Source organism: Paracoccus salipaludis (assembly GCF_002287065.1).
Lineage (GTDB): Bacteria > Pseudomonadota > Alphaproteobacteria > Rhodobacterales > Rhodobacteraceae > Paracoccus > Paracoccus salipaludis.
In genome coordinates this window covers 54992-70437 of sequence record NZ_NSJZ01000002.1, presented here as the reverse complement: position 1 = coordinate 70437, position 15446 = coordinate 54992, and the positions used below count along the sequence as shown (strand labels likewise).

Here is a 15446-nt window from a genome sequence, read left to right as displayed (position 1 = left end):
GCGGGGAGCCGGAGTCGATGCCGCAGGTGGAGGATGAGCGCAAAGCCGCAAGGCAAGAGGCGGCCGGGTAGGTGCGGCTTCTTCGCCTGATCCGCATCCTGCCGCTGGGGGCGGCGCTCGCCGCTTGGCTGATCGCGCTGGCTGCTGTCTCGCTCCTGCCCGGCTGCGACCTTGCCGGCGGCAGCGTCCAAGGATGCCGTCTTTCCGGACGGGACATCAGCCAGACGGTTCACAGCCTTGGACTGATCGCACCTTTCCTGCTGGCGGCGGGAGTCCCCTGGTTTGCCGTGATGTCGCTGGTCATCGCCCTGGTCGAGCCGCGCCGGACATGAAAAGGGCGGGCCCGACGGACCCGCCCCTGCATTGCCGGACGAATGCGCTTACGCCGCGCGGGCGGTCAGAACGGCCTCGACCTTCTTCTGCGCGCCCCCCTCGTCCATGCCGCTGACGGCCGCAACCTCGCGGGTCAGGCGATCCAGCGCGGCTTCGTACAGCTGGCGCTCGGAATAGGACTGCTCGCGCTGGTCGTCGCTGCGGTGCAGGTCGCGCACGACCTCGGCGATCGACAGCAGGTCGCCCGAGTTGATCTTCTGTTCGTATTCCTGCGCCCGGCGCGACCACATGGCGCGCTTGACGCGGGCCTTGCCCTTCAGCGTTTCCAGCGCGCGGTCCACCATGTCGGGCGAGGCGAGGCTGCGCATCCCGATCTCGGTCGCGCGGGCGGTCGGAACGCGCAGGGTCATCTTGTCCTTGTCGAACGAGATCACGAACATCTCAAGACGGAGGCCGGCGACCTCCTGCTCTTCGATGGACACGATGCGGCCGACGCCGTGGGCCGGATAGACCACGAAATCGTCGGGATGAAACTCGTTCTTCTTGGTCTTCGACATCATGCTTCCTTCCAGGTCGCGTCTTGCGAGGCGCAAAATACCCCCGAGGGTCTTGTCCTCCTGGGGTGCGTGTGATCTTTGTCGGCTGTCCGGGCTGTCAGGTTTCGGGCCGCAGAACAGCTGGCCCACGCCCGAGAGCGTGGCCAATGTGACAATGATATAGCACGAATCACCCCCTTCTTGAAGGGGTATTCGGGCGCTTGCACGCCAAATCAGGCCGCCCGGGCCTGCCGAACCGGCATCCCGCGCGCTGCAGGAAGGACGACCTCAGTCGCCCTCGCCCGGAGTCGGAGAGAAGTATTTCTCAAGCTTGCCCGCAACGCCATCCATTTCGGTGGCAGTCGGCAGCGGGTCCTTCTTCCGGGTGATGACGGGCCACTGCTCGGCATATTTCCGGTTGAACTCGACCCAGGCCTCCATGTCCGGCTCGGTGTCGGGGCGGATCGCGTCGGCGGGGCATTCGGGTTCGCAGACCCCGCAGTCGATGCACTCGTCGGGGTGGATCGCCAGCGTGTTCTCGCCCTCGTAGAAGCAGTCGACCGGACAGACCTCGACGCAATCGGTGTATTTGCACATGATGCAGTTGTCGGTCACGACATAGGTCATCGGATTCCTCGCGGGCAGGTGCGGGGCCTCACCTATGCCTTTCGCCGGGCGGGTTCAACCCGGGCTGCGGCCTGCGCGGCCGTCATGCGTCCGGCGCATCCGGGACGGGCGGCGCATCCAGATCCTCGTAAAGCTCGCGCGCCTCGCTGGCGGGGCCGCGGCGCTCGCCGGGCGACAGGACGCGCAGGCTGCGCACGCCCCCGGGGGCGGCGGCCGTCACCACGTCGCCCACCTTCACCTCGTGCCCCGGCTTGCGGCAGGGCGCGCCGTTGATGCGCACGCCCCCCGCCGCGATCCGCTCGGCCGCCATCGTGCGGGTCTTGAAGACGCGCGCATGGCAGAGCCAGCGGTCCAGCCGGATCGAGTCCGCCGGCGCGTCCTCGACCTCGGGCGCCCGGTCCCTGCCCCTGCGCGCCATCAGCGCCGCTGGCCTCCGGCCCGCGTCACGACTTGTTCTTCAGCGCCGCCAGCACGGCAAAGGGGCTGTCGGGGTCGATCGGCTTGTCGTTGCGCGGAGGCCGCGCCTCGAAGCTGCGCCCGCCCTCGTTGCGGGGTGGCCGGTCCTTGCCGCCCTGGCGCCCTTCGGACTTGCCGCGGTCGCCCTTGCCCTGCGGCTTGCCCTTGCCGTGGCGCCCCTGCCCCTCGCCCTGGTCCTCGCGGCGCTTGCCGTCGAAGCGCCGCTCGCCGCGGGGCCGGTCATCGCGGCGCGCACCCTCGGGGGCGGCTGCGTCCTGCGGCTGGCCCTCTCGGGGCTGGCTGTCGCGGGGCTGGCCCTCGCGGCGCTGGCCCTGGTCCGGGCCCTGGCCCTGGCCCTGCGCGCCGTCGAAGCGGCGCGGCCTGCGGTTGTTGCCACGCCCCTCGTTGTCACCGCCCTGACGGCGAGGCCCGCGCGGACGCGGCGCCCAGGTGAAGGTGTAGAAGCCTTCCATCTCGACCGGAGCGGGCTCGGCCCCTTCGGACGCCGCCTCGTCGATCTCGCCCGACGCGGCGGCCGCTTCGGCCTCGGCGCGCTGGCGCTCGGCCTGCTCGGCCTCCCAGCGGGCGCGGGTCTCGGCGGCAAGGACGCTTTCCTCCTCGGTCATCGGTGCGACCGCCTCGCCCTCGGCAGCCGGGGCAGGCTCGGGAACCGCGACCGGGGCGGCGGCGCGGGTCTTGGCCCGCTCACCCTTCTCGGCGCGGTAGCCCAGGCCCCCCATGAGGTCCGCGAACTGGTCCAGCGTCATGCCGGTGATCGACAGCATGTCGGCCGTCGCCTCGAAGCCCGCGCGGCTGTCCTGGCCGCGCAGCATGTCGGCCAGGCGCTCCAGCATGTCGATGCGGATCGCGCGCTCGCCCGCCGGGTGATAGCCCGACAGCGTGTAATAATCGCGCGGCACGTCGGGCAGGTTCGGGATCGTGACCAGCCCCGGAGGCGGTGATTCGGGGAACTCGTCCGCCCCGGCCCACAGCGCCGACAGCAGCAGCCGCAGCCGGGTCGGCGCGGGCTTCAGCAGCGCGGGAAGGAAGATGGTGAACTGGCCGAAGCGGACCCCGTGCTTGCGCAGGCTGCCGCGCGCGTCCTGGTCCAGTTCCTTGATCTCGGACGCAATGCCTTCGCGCGGCAGCACGCCCATCGCCTCGACCAGCCGGAAGGCCACGCCGCGGGCAAGGCCCGTCAGCGATTCGTCGGCCTGCATCGCCATCAGCGGCTCGAAGCCCGCGGCGATCTTGCGGTCGATGAAATGCTGCAAGCGGCGGCGGACCTTTTCGGCCACGTCGCTGCCCGCTTCCTCGTCCACGAAGACCTCGATGCCGGGCTTCATCGGATCGGCGCCCTTGACCAGCTTGCCCACGGCCGAGCCGCCCCACATGAGGCCGCCCTGCACGGTGAAGTCCAGTTCCGTGTCCGGCGCGTTGTAGAAGCGGTCCGCGCGCAGGTGGAACTCGGGGCGCAGCGCCTCATAGGCGGCGCGGGTCAGCATCCTCGCCTCGTCGCCCTGGGCGCTCGGGTCGGTGCGGAACCGGAAACCCTCAAGACGGCCGGCGAATTCGCCCTCGACCGTCACCTCGCCCTTGTCGTTCACCTCGGCCACCAGGCTCTCCTTCTGCTTGAGCCGGCGCAGCAGCACGGAGGTGCGCCGGTCCACGAATCGCTGCGTCAGCGCGGCATGAAGCGCGTCAGACAGCCGATCTTCTACCGCGCGGGTTTCCTCGCGCCAATGGGCTTCGTCCCTCACCCAGCCATTGCGCTGCGCCACATAGGTCCAGGTGCGGATATAGGCGAGCCGCTTGGACAGGGTGTCGATGTCGCCGGCCGTCTTGTCGATGCGCGCCACCGAGCGCGCCAGCCAGTCGCCGGGGATGCCGCCGTCCTGCAGGAAGCCGAAGATCCGGGTCAGCAGGGTGGTGTGCTCGGCCGGCGAAATGCCGCGGAAATCGGGGATGCGGCAAACGTCCCAAAGCAGCCGCACGTCCTTGGGATGCGTCACCCGGTCGCGGATCTCGGGCAGCGCCGAAAGGGTCTTGAGCGACGTCATGTCGTCCGCCTCGCGCCCGCGCCCCAGCCATTCGTTGCCCGAGGGCTGTTCCAGCGACTGGATCAGGCGCTCGACGGTGCCGAACTCCAGCGACGAGTTGCGCCAGATCAGGCGGCTGATCGGCTGGAAGCGGTGGTTCTCGATGGCGTCGATCAGGCCCTCGTCCAGGGGCTGGGCCTCGCCGGTGACGCCAAAGGTGCCGGGCTCGGTGTGGCGGCCCGCGCGGCCCGCGATCTGGCCCAGCTCGTGCGGGAACAGGGGCCGCAGGCGGCGGCCGTCGAACTTGTGGGTCGACTCGAAGGCGACGTGGCGGATGTCGAGGTTCAGGCCCATGCCGATGGCATCGGTGGCGACAAGGTAATCGACCTCGCCCGCCTGATACATCGCCACCTGCGCGTTCCGGGTGCGGGGCGACAGCGCCCCCATGACCACCGCGCAGCCGCCCTTCTGCCGGCGGATCAGCTCCGCCGTGGCATAAACGTCATCGACGCTGAAGCCCACGATGGCCGAGCGCGCCGGCATCCGGCTGAGCTTCTTCGACCCGGCCCAGGACAGCGTCGAGAACCGCTCGCGCCGCATGAACTGCGCTTCGGGGACCAGCGCCGCGATAGCGGGCCGCATGGTGGCGCTGCCCAGGAACAGCGTCTCGTGCAGGCCGCGCATGTTCAGCAGGCGGTCGGTGAAGACATGGCCGCGCTCGGGGTCGGCGCAAAGCTGGATCTCGTCAATGGCGACGAAATCGGCCAGCACCTCGGGCATGGCCTCGGTGGTGGCGACCCAGTAGGCGGCGCGCTCGGGGACGATCCGCTCCTCGCCGGTGATCAGCGCGACGACGGACGGCCCGCGCGCCTTGACGATCCGGTCATAAACCTCGCGCGCCAGCAGCCGCAGCGGCAGGCCGATGACGCCGGTCCGGTGCGCGAGCATCCGCTCGATCGCGTAATGGGTCTTGCCGGTATTGGTTGGCCCCAGCACGGCCGTGACGCGACCCGCCACCTCAGGCGTCCTGCCCTTGGCTTTCGGCCATCAGGCGGGCGACGCCATCCTCGGCCTCTTCCTGATGCGGGTTGATCGCGAGGCTTTCGCGATAAGCGGCTAGCGCCCGTTCGGTGTCGCCCATGTCCTCGAGGATCGTGGCCAGCAGCGTGACCGAGGGCCAGTGCCGGGGTTCCAGCCGCAGCGCCTGCGCGAGGTCCGCCATGGCCGGGCCGGTTTCCCCGGCCAGCTGGAAGGCGACCGCCCGCGCGGCCCAGCCTGCGGCGAAGCCGGGCGCGTTCTCGGTCAGCGCGGTCAGGTGGCCGATGGCGGCCGGCACGTCGCCCGCGTCCAGCGCGGCCTCGCCCCGCATCAGCAGCAGGTCCAGGGCCGCCGAACCCGAGCGCGACCAGATCCGCTCGATGTCGGACTGCGCCCGCATCCATCCGTCCCCCTGCTGCGAGGACAATTCGCTGAAAAGTGAATCCATTTCTTCCGGGCTTTGTGCAGCCAATGGCGCTGCCGTTAACAGGATCGACAGCAGTGCCGCGCCAAATGCCGTGGCGGCAGAGTGGAACTGGGTCAACGGCACGCGCATATGAACGATGTAAGCATTCCCGCGCCGCGGCGCCAGATTGGGAGAGATTGATGAGTGCAGTCATTGAAGGGGCCGTCAAGGCGCTGGGGGCCCGGATTTCGTCCTTCGACGGTTCGGCCAAGTTCGTGGTGGAAGGCGAAGGCGCCATCATGATCGACGAACAGGGCGTGCGCGCGGGCGACGAGCCGGCCGATGTCACGCTGACCGCCAACCGCGACACGTTCGAGGGCATCCTGAACGGCGACACCAATCCGACCATGGCCTACATGACGGGCAAGCTGAAGATCGACGGCTCGCTGCCGGCCGCGATGAAGCTGGGCGCCGCGCTGTCCTGACGCCCCATGGACGCAGGGGCCCCGGCGATCCGGCTTGCGGGTTTCCAGCCCGCGCCTCTGAACCGACTGCCCGGCGAGGCACACTCGCCGGGACAGGCCTTCTTCCTTCGGACCGAGGACGGACTGCGCCTGCGGCTGGGCCTCTGGCAGCCGGAAGGCGAGGCCACCGGCACGGTGCTGCTGTTCCCCGGCCGCACCGAGTATCTTGAGAAATACGCCCCTGTCGCCGCCCGGCTGGCGGCCGAAGGCCTGGCCGTGCTGGCCATCGACTGGCGCGGACAGGGGATGTCCGACCGCCTGCTGCCCGATCCCCGCGCGGGCCACATCCGGGATTTCGCGGATTACCAGACCGACGTGGTGGAAATAGTGCTGGCCGCCGATGCGCTGGCGCTGCCCCGCCCCTGGCACCTGCTCGCCCATTCCATGGGCGGCTGCATCGGCCTGGGAGCGCTGCTGAACGGGCTGCCCGTGCGGACGGCGGCCTTTTCGGCCCCGATGTGGGGGCTGCACCATCCCCGCGTCCCCGATGCGGTCATCACCGGACTGACGGGAACCGCGCACCGGCTCGGCCGGGCGGAACTGACCGCCATCGGCACGGGCGGGGGCGGCACCTACCTGCTGGACGCGCCCTTCCGGGGCAACGCCCTGACGGGCGACCCCCTGCAGTGGGCGCGGCTGGTGGCACAGGCGGGAAGCTGGCCCCACCTCACGCTGGGGGGCGCGACCTATGCCTGGATCGCCGCCGCCCGGGCCGAGTGCCGCCGCCTCGCCGCCCTGCCCTCGCCCGACCTGCCCGCGCTGATCGGCCTGGGCGGGGCCGAGGCGGTCATATCGCGCGCGGCCGTGCAGAATCGCGCCGCCGTCTGGCCCGGGGCGCGACTGCTCGACCTTCCGGGCGCGCGGCACGAGCTGATGTTCGAATCCGCCCCGGTGGCCGAACAGTTCCTGGCCGCCGCCCTTGAACTGTTCCGGGCCTGATCCCGAGGGTCTTCTCCTGCAAGCGGTCCCGCACTGCGCCGGCCGTCAGGGAACAGCTTCGGCAAAGGGCGTGACCTCCTGCCGTGGTGCCTCCGTCACCGCCGAATGGGTATTTGGGTCAGAGAGAAGCCAAGGTCGGGCCGGGGTTCAGGCCGGAAGTTCCCCGCAGCTTCTTCCTGATCCGAAATACCCATGCGACCTCGCCTCTCCACGCAAGGCCCGCACGCGGAGAACCGGCCGCGTGTCATGAGGAGCAGCGCGAGGGCCGGACACACCCGCCGCCCGCGCCTGTCGGCTCAGCCTTCGCCGCGCAACTCGCGGATATGCGCCACCAGCCCAAGGGTCGAGGCGTCCTGCCCGTCCGCCGCGCCGCCGTCCAGCAGCGGGCCCAGCTTCAGCGCCAGTTCCTTGCCCAGTTCCACCCCCCACTGGTCGAAGCTGTTGATCCCAAGGATCACGCCCTCGACGAAGACGCGGTGTTCATACAGCGCGACGATCTGGCCCAGGGTGAAGGGCGTCAGCGCCTTTGTCACCAGCGTGGTCGAGGGACGGTTGCCCGGGAAGACGCGGTGGCGGGCCTGCCGCTCGGCCTCGGCGGCGTCCAACCCCTTGCCCGCCATCAGCGCCCGCGCTTCCTCGAGCGAGCGGCCGCGCAGCAGCGCGCCGCTCTGCGCCAGGCAATTGGCGATCAGCAGCTTCTGCTGGTGGTCCAGCTCGGGCTCGTGCCCGCGGGCGGCGACGATGAACTCGCAGGGAACGACCTGGGTGCCCTGGTGGATCAGCTGGTAGAAGGCGTGCTGGCCGTTGGTGCCCGGCTCTCCCCAGACCACGGGACCCGAGGGGCGGGACAGGTCCGCCCCGTCCATCGTGACGCCCTTGCCGTTCGATTCCATCTCGAGCTGCTGCAGATAGGCGGGCAGCCGCAGGAGGCGGTTGGCGTAAGGCAGCACCGCGCGGGTCGGATAGCCGCAGACCTGATGGTGCCAGACGCCGGTCAGCGCCAGCATGACCGGCAGGTTGCGGTCCGGGGGCGCCGCGCGGAAATGGTCGTCCATCGCCCGTCCGCCCGCCAGGAATTCGTCGAAGCGGTCCGGCCCGATGCCCAGCATCAGCGACAGGCCGATCGGACCCCAGACCGAATAGCGCCCGCCCACCCAATCGGCGAAGCCGAAGACACGCTCGGGGTCGATGCCGAAGGCGGCGGTCCTGTCCAGCGCGCTCGACACGGCCGCGAACTGGCCCGCGGGATCATCCACCCGTTCCGCCATCCAGCGGCGGACCGTTTCGGCGTTGGTCATCGTCTCGATGGTGGTGAAGGTCTTGGAGGACACGATCACCAGCGTCGTTTCGGGGTCCAGCCCCTTCAGCGTGTCGGCGGCGTCCGCCCCGTCCACGTTGGAAATGAAATGCAGCCTCGGCCCGTCCTGATAGGGTGCCAGCGCCAGCGCGGCCATGACGGGGCCAAGGTCCGAGCCGCCGATGCCGATGTTGACGACATCCGTGTAGCGCCCGCCCTGCCCCGCGATTTCGCCGGACCGCACCCGGTCCGCAAAGCGGCGCATCCGGTCCAGCGTCGCATGGACCTCGGGCAGGACGTCGCGGCCATCGACCAGGATCGGGCCTTCGGTCGCGCGCAGCGCGGTGTGCAGGACGGCGCGGTTCTCGGTCTCGTTGATCTTCTCGCCCGTGAACATCGCCTCGCGCCGGGCGGGGACGCCTTCGGCAAGGGCCAGCAGCAGGTCAAGCGCGGTGTCGTCGATGGCGGTCTTGGACCAGTCGAACCACAGGCCGTCGGCCGTCACCGTGCAGCGACGGGCGCGATCTGGGTCCGCGTCGAACAGGGCCGCAATGGGCCGGTCGTCGGTTTCGGCGCGATGCGCGGCAAGCCGCTGCCAGATGTCGGTCATCGGAAAATCCTTCACTCGAATCACTCTGCGTAATGAACCATCATTCCCTTGAGGACGGCGCGGACCGGCGCCTCCTCGACGGAGAGCGCGGCCGCGCGCTCCAGCGCCTCGCGCTTTTCGGGGCCGGTGATCATCAGAAAGGCTTCGGTCGCCGAGCACAGCGCCGGCACCGTCAGCGTGACCCGCGGCTCGGCGGCGGTCTGGATCGGCAGGACCGGGGGCGCAGAGGATTCCAGCGCCGCGGCCAGCCCCTCGGCGCCGGGGATCAGGCTTGCGGTGTGCATGTCCTCGCCCATGCCCAGCAGCAGGACCGACAGCGGCAGCAGCGGCGCGATGCGCTCGGACGCCAGCGCCGCGCCCGCCTGCGGGTCCAGCCCCTCGGCGTAAAGCTCGATCAGTTCGGCGCCCGCGCCTTCCTCGATCAGGTTGCGCCGGATCAGCCTGGCGTTCGAGCGCGAGTGGTCCGGCGGCACCCAGCGTTCGTCGCTGGGGATGACGATCACCCGGTCCCATTCCAGCCGGGCGGCCGCCAGCGCCTTGAAGACGGGCACGGGCGTCGAGCCGCCCGGCAGGCACAGCACGGCACGCTCGCGCACCTTCAGCGCCATGCCCAGCGCCTCGGTGATGGCCTGGGCCACGGCAAGGGTCAGGGCCTCGCGGTCAGGATGCTCGGTCAGGGTCATCGGGTCACGCCTCAGGGTTCAGGTCTTGATGTCGCGCCAGCGGCGGCCGTCGCGGTGGATCAGCCTCAACGCCTCATCCGGGCCGCTGGTGCCCGGCTGATAGGGCTCGGGCCGGGCCGAGCCCTGTTCCCAGGCGGCGATGATGGGGTCGGCCCAGGCCCAGGCGGCTTCGACCTCGTCGCCGCGCATGAACAGGGTCTGGTTGCCGCGGATGACGTCGGTGATCAGCCGTTCGTAGGCGTCGGGCATCTCGGCGCCCTCGGGGCCCAGCGCCTCGGCGAAGCTCATGTCCAGCGGCACCTGCACCAGGCGCATGCCCCCGGGGCCGGGCTCCTTGATCATGACCTTGAGGTTGATCCCCTCGTTCGGCTGCAGCCGGATCACAAGCTGGTTGGGCTTCTGCTGGTCGGCCGTGTCGAAGATCGAATGCGGCGGCTCGCGGAAGACGACCGCGATCTCGCTGGTGCGCGCGCGCAGGCATTTGCCGGTGCGCAGGTAGAAGGGCACCCCCTGCCAGCGCCAGTTGGCGATGCGAAGCTTCAGCGCGACAAAGCTTTCCGTGCGGCTGTCGGGGTTGCCGACGTCGGTCAGGTAATCGGGTTCGTCGCCCTCGCCCGCGTATTGCCCGCGCACGATGTCGGCGGGCGGGACCGTTTCCAGCGCGCGGATGACCTTGAGCTTCTCGTCGCGTGCCGCGTCCGGGCCGAAGTGCCACGGCGGCTCCATCGCGATTAGGCAGACAAGCTGCAGCAGGTGGTTCTGCACCATGTCGCGCATGGCGCCCGCATGGTCGTAATAGGCCGCGCGCCCCGCGACGCCCACGGTTTCCGCCACGGTGATCTGGACGTGGTCGATGTAATGGGCGTTCCACAGCGGCTCGAACAGGATGTTGGCAAAGCGCACCGCCATCAGGTTCTGGACCGTTTCCTTTCCGAGGTAATGGTCGATGCGATAGATCTGGCGTTCGTCGAAGTGGCGGGCGAGCACCTGGTTCAACTCGCGCGCCGAGGCGAGGTCGCGGCCAAAGGGCTTTTCGACGACGATGCGCGCTTGGGGCCCGGCGATGCCGTGCCGGGCGAGCCGCTCGGCCAGGTCGCCGAACAGGCTGGGCGCGACCGAGAAATAGAAGGCCTGCACGACGTCCTTGCGCATCCTCGCGGCCAGTTCGGGCCAACCCTCCTCGCCGCAGGCATCGACGCGCACATAGGACAGGCGGTCGAGGAACCCGGGCAGTTCGGGGTCCTCGGCGCGGTCGGGGTCGAACTCGGCGATGGCGGCGCGGATGTCGGCGCGGAAAGCCGCGTCGTCCATCTCGGCGCGGGCGGCGGCGATGATGCGCGCGCCCTCGGGGAACTGGCCCCCGGCATGGCGGCGGAACAGGCCCGGCAGGATCTTGCGCCGCGCCAGATCTCCGGTCGCGCCGAAGATGACGAGGTCGAAGTCATCGACCTGGATCAGACGCGAGGCCATCCGCTTCCCCCATCGCTTGCCCGGACGGTGGTAGAGGCTGCGCGGCCCGGCGGCAAGTCAGCCGACGCGGCCCAGGGCCTTGGCGAGCCGCGGCAGCCGCGCCCGCGCCATCAGGTCGCGCAGGGGCATGGGGCCGCCCAGGGCCTGCGCTTTCCCATGGGCGGCGCGGACGCTGGCGGCGACCGGCTCGGGGGCGCGCCGCCACAGGTCCAGCAGGAAGGCGTCGGGATGGACCGCCCGCAGGCCCAGCACGCCCAGCGCCCGCAGCGGAAAGTCGCGCAGGTTGGCGGTGACGATCAGCTCCGCGCCCGAGGCCAGCGCAGCCTCGGCCACGTGGCGGTCGGCGGGGTCGGGCCAGTCGAAGCCCGCGGCCAGGGTGCCGTCGTCGGGGGCCTCGGCCGCGGGACGGGCGGCGCGCAGCAGGGCGATCTCGGCCCCTGCCACGGCGGCCCCGTCGGGACCGAGGCGGGCCGCGGCGTGGCGCCATTCGGCCAGGATGCGGGCGGACCAGACGGGTTCGTAAAGCCCCGCATCCGCCGCGCCGATCAGGATCTCCCGCAGCACGGTCGGGTAAAGGACGCAGGCGTCAAGGACCGCCTTCATCCGTCCAGCCGGAAGAACAGCGACTTGAGGTATCCGCTTTCGGCCAGTTGCGGCAGCATGGGGTGATCCGGCCCGGCGAAGCCCGTGTGGATCAGCTGCATCCGCCGTCCCCCGCGCCCGATCCCGCGTGCGCTGGCGTTGCGGAAGGCCGTCAGGTCGGCGGCATGGCTGCACGAGCAGAGGCACAGGTATCCCCCCGGCGCCACCAGCGGCGCGGCCAGCCGGGCGATCCGCTCATAGGCGCGCAGGCCGGCCTCCAGCGCCTGTTTCGCCGGGGCGAAGGCGGGCGGGTCGCAGATCACGACATCGAAGCGCTGGCCCTCGGCCGCCATGGCCTCCATCGCCGCGAAGGCGTCGCCCTGCCGGGTGGTCAGGCGCCCCTCGAGCCCCATCGCGCGCGCCCCGCCCTGCGCCAGCGACAGCGCCGCGGCCGAGCCGTCCACGCAGGTCGCGCTTTCCGCCCCACCCGCCAGCGCGGCAAGCCCGAAGCCGCCGACATGGGAAAACACGTCCAGCACCCGCGCGCCGCGCGACAACCGCTGGGCGAAGGCATGGTTCGGCCGCTGATCATAGAACAGCCCCGTCTTCTGCCCGCCCGTCAGGTCGGCCAGATAGGTCGCGCCGTTCATCGGCACCTCGATGGGGGCCGGGACGCCGCCGGTCAGGACCTCGGTGCGCTCGTCCAGCCCTTCCAGCCCCCGCGCCCGGCCCGAGCCGTTCATGACGACCGTGGACACGCCCGTGACCTCGGCCAGCGCACCGGCCAGGTCGGGCAGCATCCGGTCGGCCCAGGCGGCATTGGGCTGGATCACCGCCGCGTCGCCGAAGCGGTCGATGACGACGCCCGGCAAGCCATCGGCCTCGGCGTGAACGAGGCGATAGAATGGCGCGTCGAACAGCCGCTCGCGCATCGCAAGCGCCCGGCGCAGGCGGCCGGCCAGCCAGGCGCGGTCGATGGTCGCATTCGCGTCCTGGTCCATGACCCGCGCCACGATCTTCGAGTTCACGTTGACCGTGACCACGCCAAGGTCCGCCCGCTCGGCGTCCTGCAGCACGGCCATTGCGCCGGGGGCCAAGCCCCTGGTGCGGCGGTCTACTACCAACTCGTCGGCATAAACCCAGGGAAAGCCGTGCCGGATCGCCCGCGCATTCGCCTTGGGCCGCAGGCGCACCACCGGCAGGACGTGGGCATCGAGGGTTTCGGACGGGTCGGTCATGGCGATCTCGGGGGCTTGGGGATTGGCCCCAGCCTGTGACACGCGCGGGCGGGCCGGGCAAGGCTTGGGCGGGACCCGCCGAAGGGTTGGCTTGACACTCCTCCACCGCCGCGCCACCTGTCCCAACGATTACGACCTCGTGAGGGCCCCATGTCCATTCCCCAGCAGGGCGGCGGCCCGATCGAGCGGCAAGAGCAGCTTGCCGACTACATCGCCTCGGGCGAGAAGCCGCGCGACAGCTGGCGCATCGGCACCGAGCACGAGAAGTTCGGCTTCCTGTGGGACACGCTCGAGCCCCTGCCCTACGAGGGGCCGCGCTCGATCCTGGCGATCCTCGAAGGGCTGCGCGACCGCTTCGGCTGGTCCGAGCTGCGCGAGAACGGCCATCTGATCGGCCTGTCGCGGGACGGCGCGAACGTCAGCCTTGAACCCGGCGGGCAGCTTGAACTGTCAGGCGCGCCGGTCGGGACGATCCACGACACCGACGCCGAGACGCGCCAGCACCTGGCCGAGGTCGCGGCCGTGACCGAAGGGCTGGGCATCGGCTTCATGGGCCTCGGCGCCGCGCCGGTCTGGACGCAGGACCAGATGCCGATGATGCCCAAGGGGCGCTATGCGCTGATGACGCCCTACATGCAGAAGGTCGGCACGCTGGGCACGCAGATGATGTACCGGACCTGCACCGTGCAGGTGAACCTCGACTATGCGTCCGAGGCCGACATGGTGCAGAAGCTGCGGGTGGCGCTGGCCCTGCAGCCGGTGGCGACGGCGCTGTTCGCAAGCTCGCCCTTCCTCGACGGCAAGCCGAACGGGATGAAGTCCTGGCGCGCGCATATCTGGCAGAACCTCGACGCGGCGCGCACGGGGATGCTGCCCTTCGTCTTCGAGGAGGGCTTCGGCTACGAGGCCTGGGTGGACTATGTCCTCGATGTGCCGATGTATTTCGTCTACCGCGACGGGAAATACATCGACGCGCTGGGGCAGAGCTTCCGCGATTTCCTCAAGGGCCGGCTGCCCGCGCTGCCGGGCGAGGTGCCCACGCTGTCGGACTGGGCCGACCACATGACCACCGTCTTCCCCGAAGCGCGGGTCAAGAAATACATCGAGATGCGCGGTGCGGACTGCGGTCCCCTCAGCCACCTGAACGCCCTGCCCGCCCTGTGGGTCGGGCTGACCTATGACCAGGGGGCGCTGGACGCGGCGACGGAACTGACGCGCGGCTGGACGCACGAGCAGCGCGAGGGCCTGCGCCGCGCGGCCGCCCGCGATGGTCTGGCAGGCGAGTTCGAGGGGCTCAAGCTGCGCGACCTCGCCGCCGAGGCGCTGGTGTTGGCCGAGGCGGGGCTTGCCGCGCGCGGGCACCTGAACGACCGGGGCTCGGACGAGGCGCAGTTCCTCGCCGTCCTGCGCGACCGGGTGGAACGGGGCGCCACCGAAGCCGACGACCTGCTGGCGAAATACCACGGCGAATGGCAGGGCGACCTGTCGCGCATCTACGCCGACTGCGCCTATTGAAAAGGGGGGCCGGGAAGCCCGGCCCCCTTTGCATCAGTTCTGGCGGCGCTCGTCCATGAACTGGTCGAACTCGGCCTTGTCGCGGGCGTCGCGCAGCTTCTGCAGGAAGTCGAGGAAGGCGCGGTGCTCGTCTTCCAGCCGCTTCAGCGTCTCGTCGCGGTAGGCGTCGAAGGCGGCGTTGCCGGTGCTTTCGTCGCGATAGGCCGGGACGTGGCGGCTGCGGCCGCGGCGGGTGCAGGTTCCGAACATGCGTTTGCTCCAGATCATGTAACCGAGGATGGCGAGGCCCACCGGCCAGGCAAGGACGAGGCCGAGGACCATGGCGGCAAGCCAGGCCATCCTGCCCCGTGCGTCCAGCCAGTCGCGGGCGTGCAGCAGAAGCTGGCGGGCGGACTGGAGGGGGCCCTCGGCGGGTGGATAGCTGCGGGGTTCGTAGGCCGGGATCATGGGCGGTTGCTCCGTGGTTTGATGTGAATGTTAATCACATTAACAATCTTGGAACGGACCGGGCCTGCGTCAATCCCCTCGCCACAAGATTTTCACTCGATGACGCCGAGGCCGCGCAGATAGATCAGCAGGCCGCTTTCCAGCATCTGGTCGGCAGGAATCGGGCTGCGGCCGCCGGGACGGCCGCGGCCGAACAGTTCCACCACGCCGTGCGACATGGCCCAGACGTGGTTGGCGACCATGGTCGCGGGCGGGCGGCGGTCCGCCGGCAGGCGCGCGAACAGCGCCTCGGCGCCGCGCACCAGCGCCGCCTCGGCCTGCTGGGCGGCAAGGGCCAGATCGGCGTTTCCCGCGATCGAGATGCCGGATTCGAACATCGCCATGTAGAAGCCCGGCTTTGCCGCCGCGAAGCCCAGATAGGCCTGCCCCATCCGCAGGAAAGCCGACAGGGCCGAGGGACGGCCCTCGTCGAAGGCCGCTTCGAGCCTTGCGGCGAAGTCCAGGAAGCCCTGCCGCGCGACCTCTTCCAGCAACTGCTCGCGGCCCGAGAAATGGCGATAAGGGGCGGCGGCGCTGACGCCTGCCTGGCGCGCGGCCTCGGCCAGGGTGAAGGCCATCGGGCCCTTGTCCTCGATCAGCGAAACGGTGGCGTCGACGAGCGCCTGACGCAGGTTGCCGTGGTGATAGCTGTCGCGGGCCAAGGGGC

16 protein-coding genes are annotated in these 15446 nt (G+C 70.4%); 4 read left to right on the top strand and 12 right to left on the bottom strand.

Features of this window, described 5'->3' with window-relative positions; all coding sequences use genetic code 11:
* The first annotated feature begins 71 nt into the window (after positions 1 to 71).
* Entirely contained in the window at positions 72 to 332 is a 261-nt protein-coding gene (locus CK240_RS02985; RefSeq protein WP_095638856.1) for a hypothetical protein, read from the top strand.
* 48 nt (positions 333 to 380) lie between these two features.
* On the opposite strand, the gene CK240_RS02980 is transcribed toward CK240_RS02985, so the two are convergent.
* The 5 genes from CK240_RS02980 to CK240_RS02960 form a co-directional block, all read right to left on the bottom strand.
* On the bottom strand, positions 381 to 890 hold the full coding sequence (locus CK240_RS02980; RefSeq protein ID WP_095639228.1) for a CarD family transcriptional regulator: 510 nt from the start codon (positions 888 to 890) through the stop codon (positions 381 to 383).
* Between the two features lie 267 nt (positions 891 to 1157).
* Entirely contained in the window at positions 1158 to 1496 is a 339-nt protein-coding gene (gene fdxA / locus CK240_RS02975) for a ferredoxin FdxA (RefSeq protein WP_095638855.1), read from the bottom strand.
* Between the two features lie 82 nt (positions 1497 to 1578).
* Positions 1579 to 1914, bottom strand: coding sequence for an RNA-binding S4 domain-containing protein (locus tag CK240_RS02970; protein WP_095638854.1), 336 nt, complete (start codon positions 1912 to 1914; stop codon positions 1579 to 1581).
* A gap of 25 nt (positions 1915 to 1939) precedes the next feature.
* Positions 1940 to 4939: a helicase-related protein gene (locus CK240_RS02965; protein WP_095639227.1), complete on the bottom strand. Its 3000-nt coding sequence runs from the start codon at positions 4937 to 4939 to the stop codon at positions 1940 to 1942.
* Between the two features lie 70 nt (positions 4940 to 5009).
* Positions 5010 to 5477, bottom strand: a complete 468-nt coding sequence (locus CK240_RS02960; RefSeq protein WP_240517264.1) for a tetratricopeptide repeat protein — start codon at positions 5475 to 5477, stop codon at positions 5010 to 5012.
* Between the two features lie 158 nt (positions 5478 to 5635).
* Here CK240_RS02960 and CK240_RS02955 point away from each other — a divergent pair, with 158 nt between their 5' ends.
* Together CK240_RS02955 and CK240_RS02950 are read left to right on the top strand one after the other, a co-directional pair.
* Complete coding sequence (locus tag CK240_RS02955; protein ID WP_095638853.1) at positions 5636 to 5920, top strand: SCP2 sterol-binding domain-containing protein; 285 nt, start codon at positions 5636 to 5638, stop codon at positions 5918 to 5920.
* 6 nt (positions 5921 to 5926) lie between these two features.
* Entirely contained in the window at positions 5927 to 6898 is a 972-nt protein-coding gene (locus CK240_RS02950; protein ID WP_095638852.1) for an alpha/beta hydrolase, read from the top strand.
* Between the two features lie 296 nt (positions 6899 to 7194).
* On the opposite strand, the gene pgi is transcribed toward CK240_RS02950, so the two are convergent.
* The 5 genes from pgi to CK240_RS02925 are packed head-to-tail and all read right to left on the bottom strand — an operon-like array spanning position 7195 to position 12778.
* Complete coding sequence (pgi, locus tag CK240_RS02945) at positions 7195 to 8805, bottom strand: glucose-6-phosphate isomerase (protein WP_095638851.1); 1611 nt, start codon at positions 8803 to 8805, stop codon at positions 7195 to 7197.
* 20 nt (positions 8806 to 8825) lie between these two features.
* Positions 8826 to 9488, bottom strand: a complete 663-nt coding sequence (gene pgl / locus CK240_RS02940; protein WP_095638850.1) for a 6-phosphogluconolactonase — start codon at positions 9486 to 9488, stop codon at positions 8826 to 8828.
* A gap of 18 nt (positions 9489 to 9506) precedes the next feature.
* Entirely contained in the window at positions 9507 to 10958 is a 1452-nt protein-coding gene (gene zwf / locus CK240_RS02935; RefSeq protein WP_095638849.1) for a glucose-6-phosphate dehydrogenase, read from the bottom strand.
* Positions 10959 to 11015: 57 nt separating this feature from the next.
* On the bottom strand, positions 11016 to 11561 hold the full coding sequence (locus CK240_RS02930; protein WP_095638848.1) for an RSP_2648 family PIN domain-containing protein: 546 nt from the start codon (positions 11559 to 11561) through the stop codon (positions 11016 to 11018).
* On the bottom strand, positions 11558 to 12778 hold the full coding sequence (locus CK240_RS02925; protein ID WP_095638847.1) for an RSP_2647 family RNA methyltransferase: 1221 nt from the start codon (positions 12776 to 12778) through the stop codon (positions 11558 to 11560). Before CK240_RS02925 ends, CK240_RS02930 begins: the two co-directional genes overlap by 4 nt.
* Positions 12779 to 12928: 150 nt before the next feature.
* Here CK240_RS02925 and CK240_RS02920 point away from each other — a divergent pair, with 150 nt between their 5' ends.
* Positions 12929 to 14293, top strand: a complete 1365-nt coding sequence (locus CK240_RS02920) for a glutamate--cysteine ligase (protein ID WP_095638846.1) — start codon at positions 12929 to 12931, stop codon at positions 14291 to 14293.
* Between the two features lie 33 nt (positions 14294 to 14326).
* On the opposite strand, the gene CK240_RS02915 is transcribed toward CK240_RS02920, so the two are convergent.
* Positions 14327 to 14740 carry a DUF2852 domain-containing protein gene (locus CK240_RS02915; protein WP_095638845.1) on the bottom strand — a complete coding sequence of 138 codons (414 nt, stop codon included), beginning with the start codon at positions 14738 to 14740 and terminating at the stop codon, positions 14327 to 14329.
* 92 nt (positions 14741 to 14832) lie between these two features.
* Complete coding sequence (locus tag CK240_RS02910; protein ID WP_095638844.1) at positions 14833 to 15441, bottom strand: TetR/AcrR family transcriptional regulator; 609 nt, start codon at positions 15439 to 15441, stop codon at positions 14833 to 14835.
* Positions 15442 to 15446 lie beyond the last annotated feature (5 nt).

Excerpts from the sequence above, each read along its gene's own strand:
- CK240_RS02980 (WP_095639228.1), bottom strand. The coding sequence starts at position 890 with ATGTCGAAGACCAAGAAGAACGAGTTTCATCCCGACGATTTCGTGGTC.
- fdxA (WP_095638855.1), bottom strand. The coding sequence starts at position 1,496 with ATGACCTATGTCGTGACCGACAACTGCATCATGTGCAAATACACCGAT.
- CK240_RS02970 (WP_095638854.1), bottom strand. The coding sequence starts at position 1,914 with ATGGCGCGCAGGGGCAGGGACCGGGCGCCCGAGGTCGAGGACGCGCCG.
- CK240_RS02965 (WP_095639227.1), bottom strand. The coding sequence starts at position 4,939 with ATGCTCGCGCACCGGACCGGCGTCATCGGCCTGCCGCTGCGGCTGCTG.
- CK240_RS02960 (WP_240517264.1), bottom strand. The coding sequence starts at position 5,477 with ATGGATTCACTTTTCAGCGAATTGTCCTCGCAGCAGGGGGACGGATGG.
- CK240_RS02955 (WP_095638853.1), top strand. The coding sequence starts at position 5,636 with ATGAGTGCAGTCATTGAAGGGGCCGTCAAGGCGCTGGGGGCCCGGATT.
- CK240_RS02950 (WP_095638852.1), top strand. The coding sequence starts at position 5,927 with ATGGACGCAGGGGCCCCGGCGATCCGGCTTGCGGGTTTCCAGCCCGCG.
- pgi (WP_095638851.1), bottom strand. The coding sequence starts at position 8,805 with ATGACCGACATCTGGCAGCGGCTTGCCGCGCATCGCGCCGAAACCGAC.
- pgl (WP_095638850.1), bottom strand. The coding sequence starts at position 9,488 with ATGACCCTGACCGAGCATCCTGACCGCGAGGCCCTGACCCTTGCCGTG.
- zwf (WP_095638849.1), bottom strand. The coding sequence starts at position 10,958 with ATGGCCTCGCGTCTGATCCAGGTCGATGACTTCGACCTCGTCATCTTC.
- CK240_RS02930 (WP_095638848.1), bottom strand. The coding sequence starts at position 11,561 with ATGAAGGCGGTCCTTGACGCCTGCGTCCTTTACCCGACCGTGCTGCGG.
- CK240_RS02925 (WP_095638847.1), bottom strand. The coding sequence starts at position 12,778 with ATGACCGACCCGTCCGAAACCCTCGATGCCCACGTCCTGCCGGTGGTG.
- CK240_RS02920 (WP_095638846.1), top strand. The coding sequence starts at position 12,929 with ATGTCCATTCCCCAGCAGGGCGGCGGCCCGATCGAGCGGCAAGAGCAG.
- CK240_RS02915 (WP_095638845.1), bottom strand. The coding sequence starts at position 14,740 with ATGATCCCGGCCTACGAACCCCGCAGCTATCCACCCGCCGAGGGCCCC.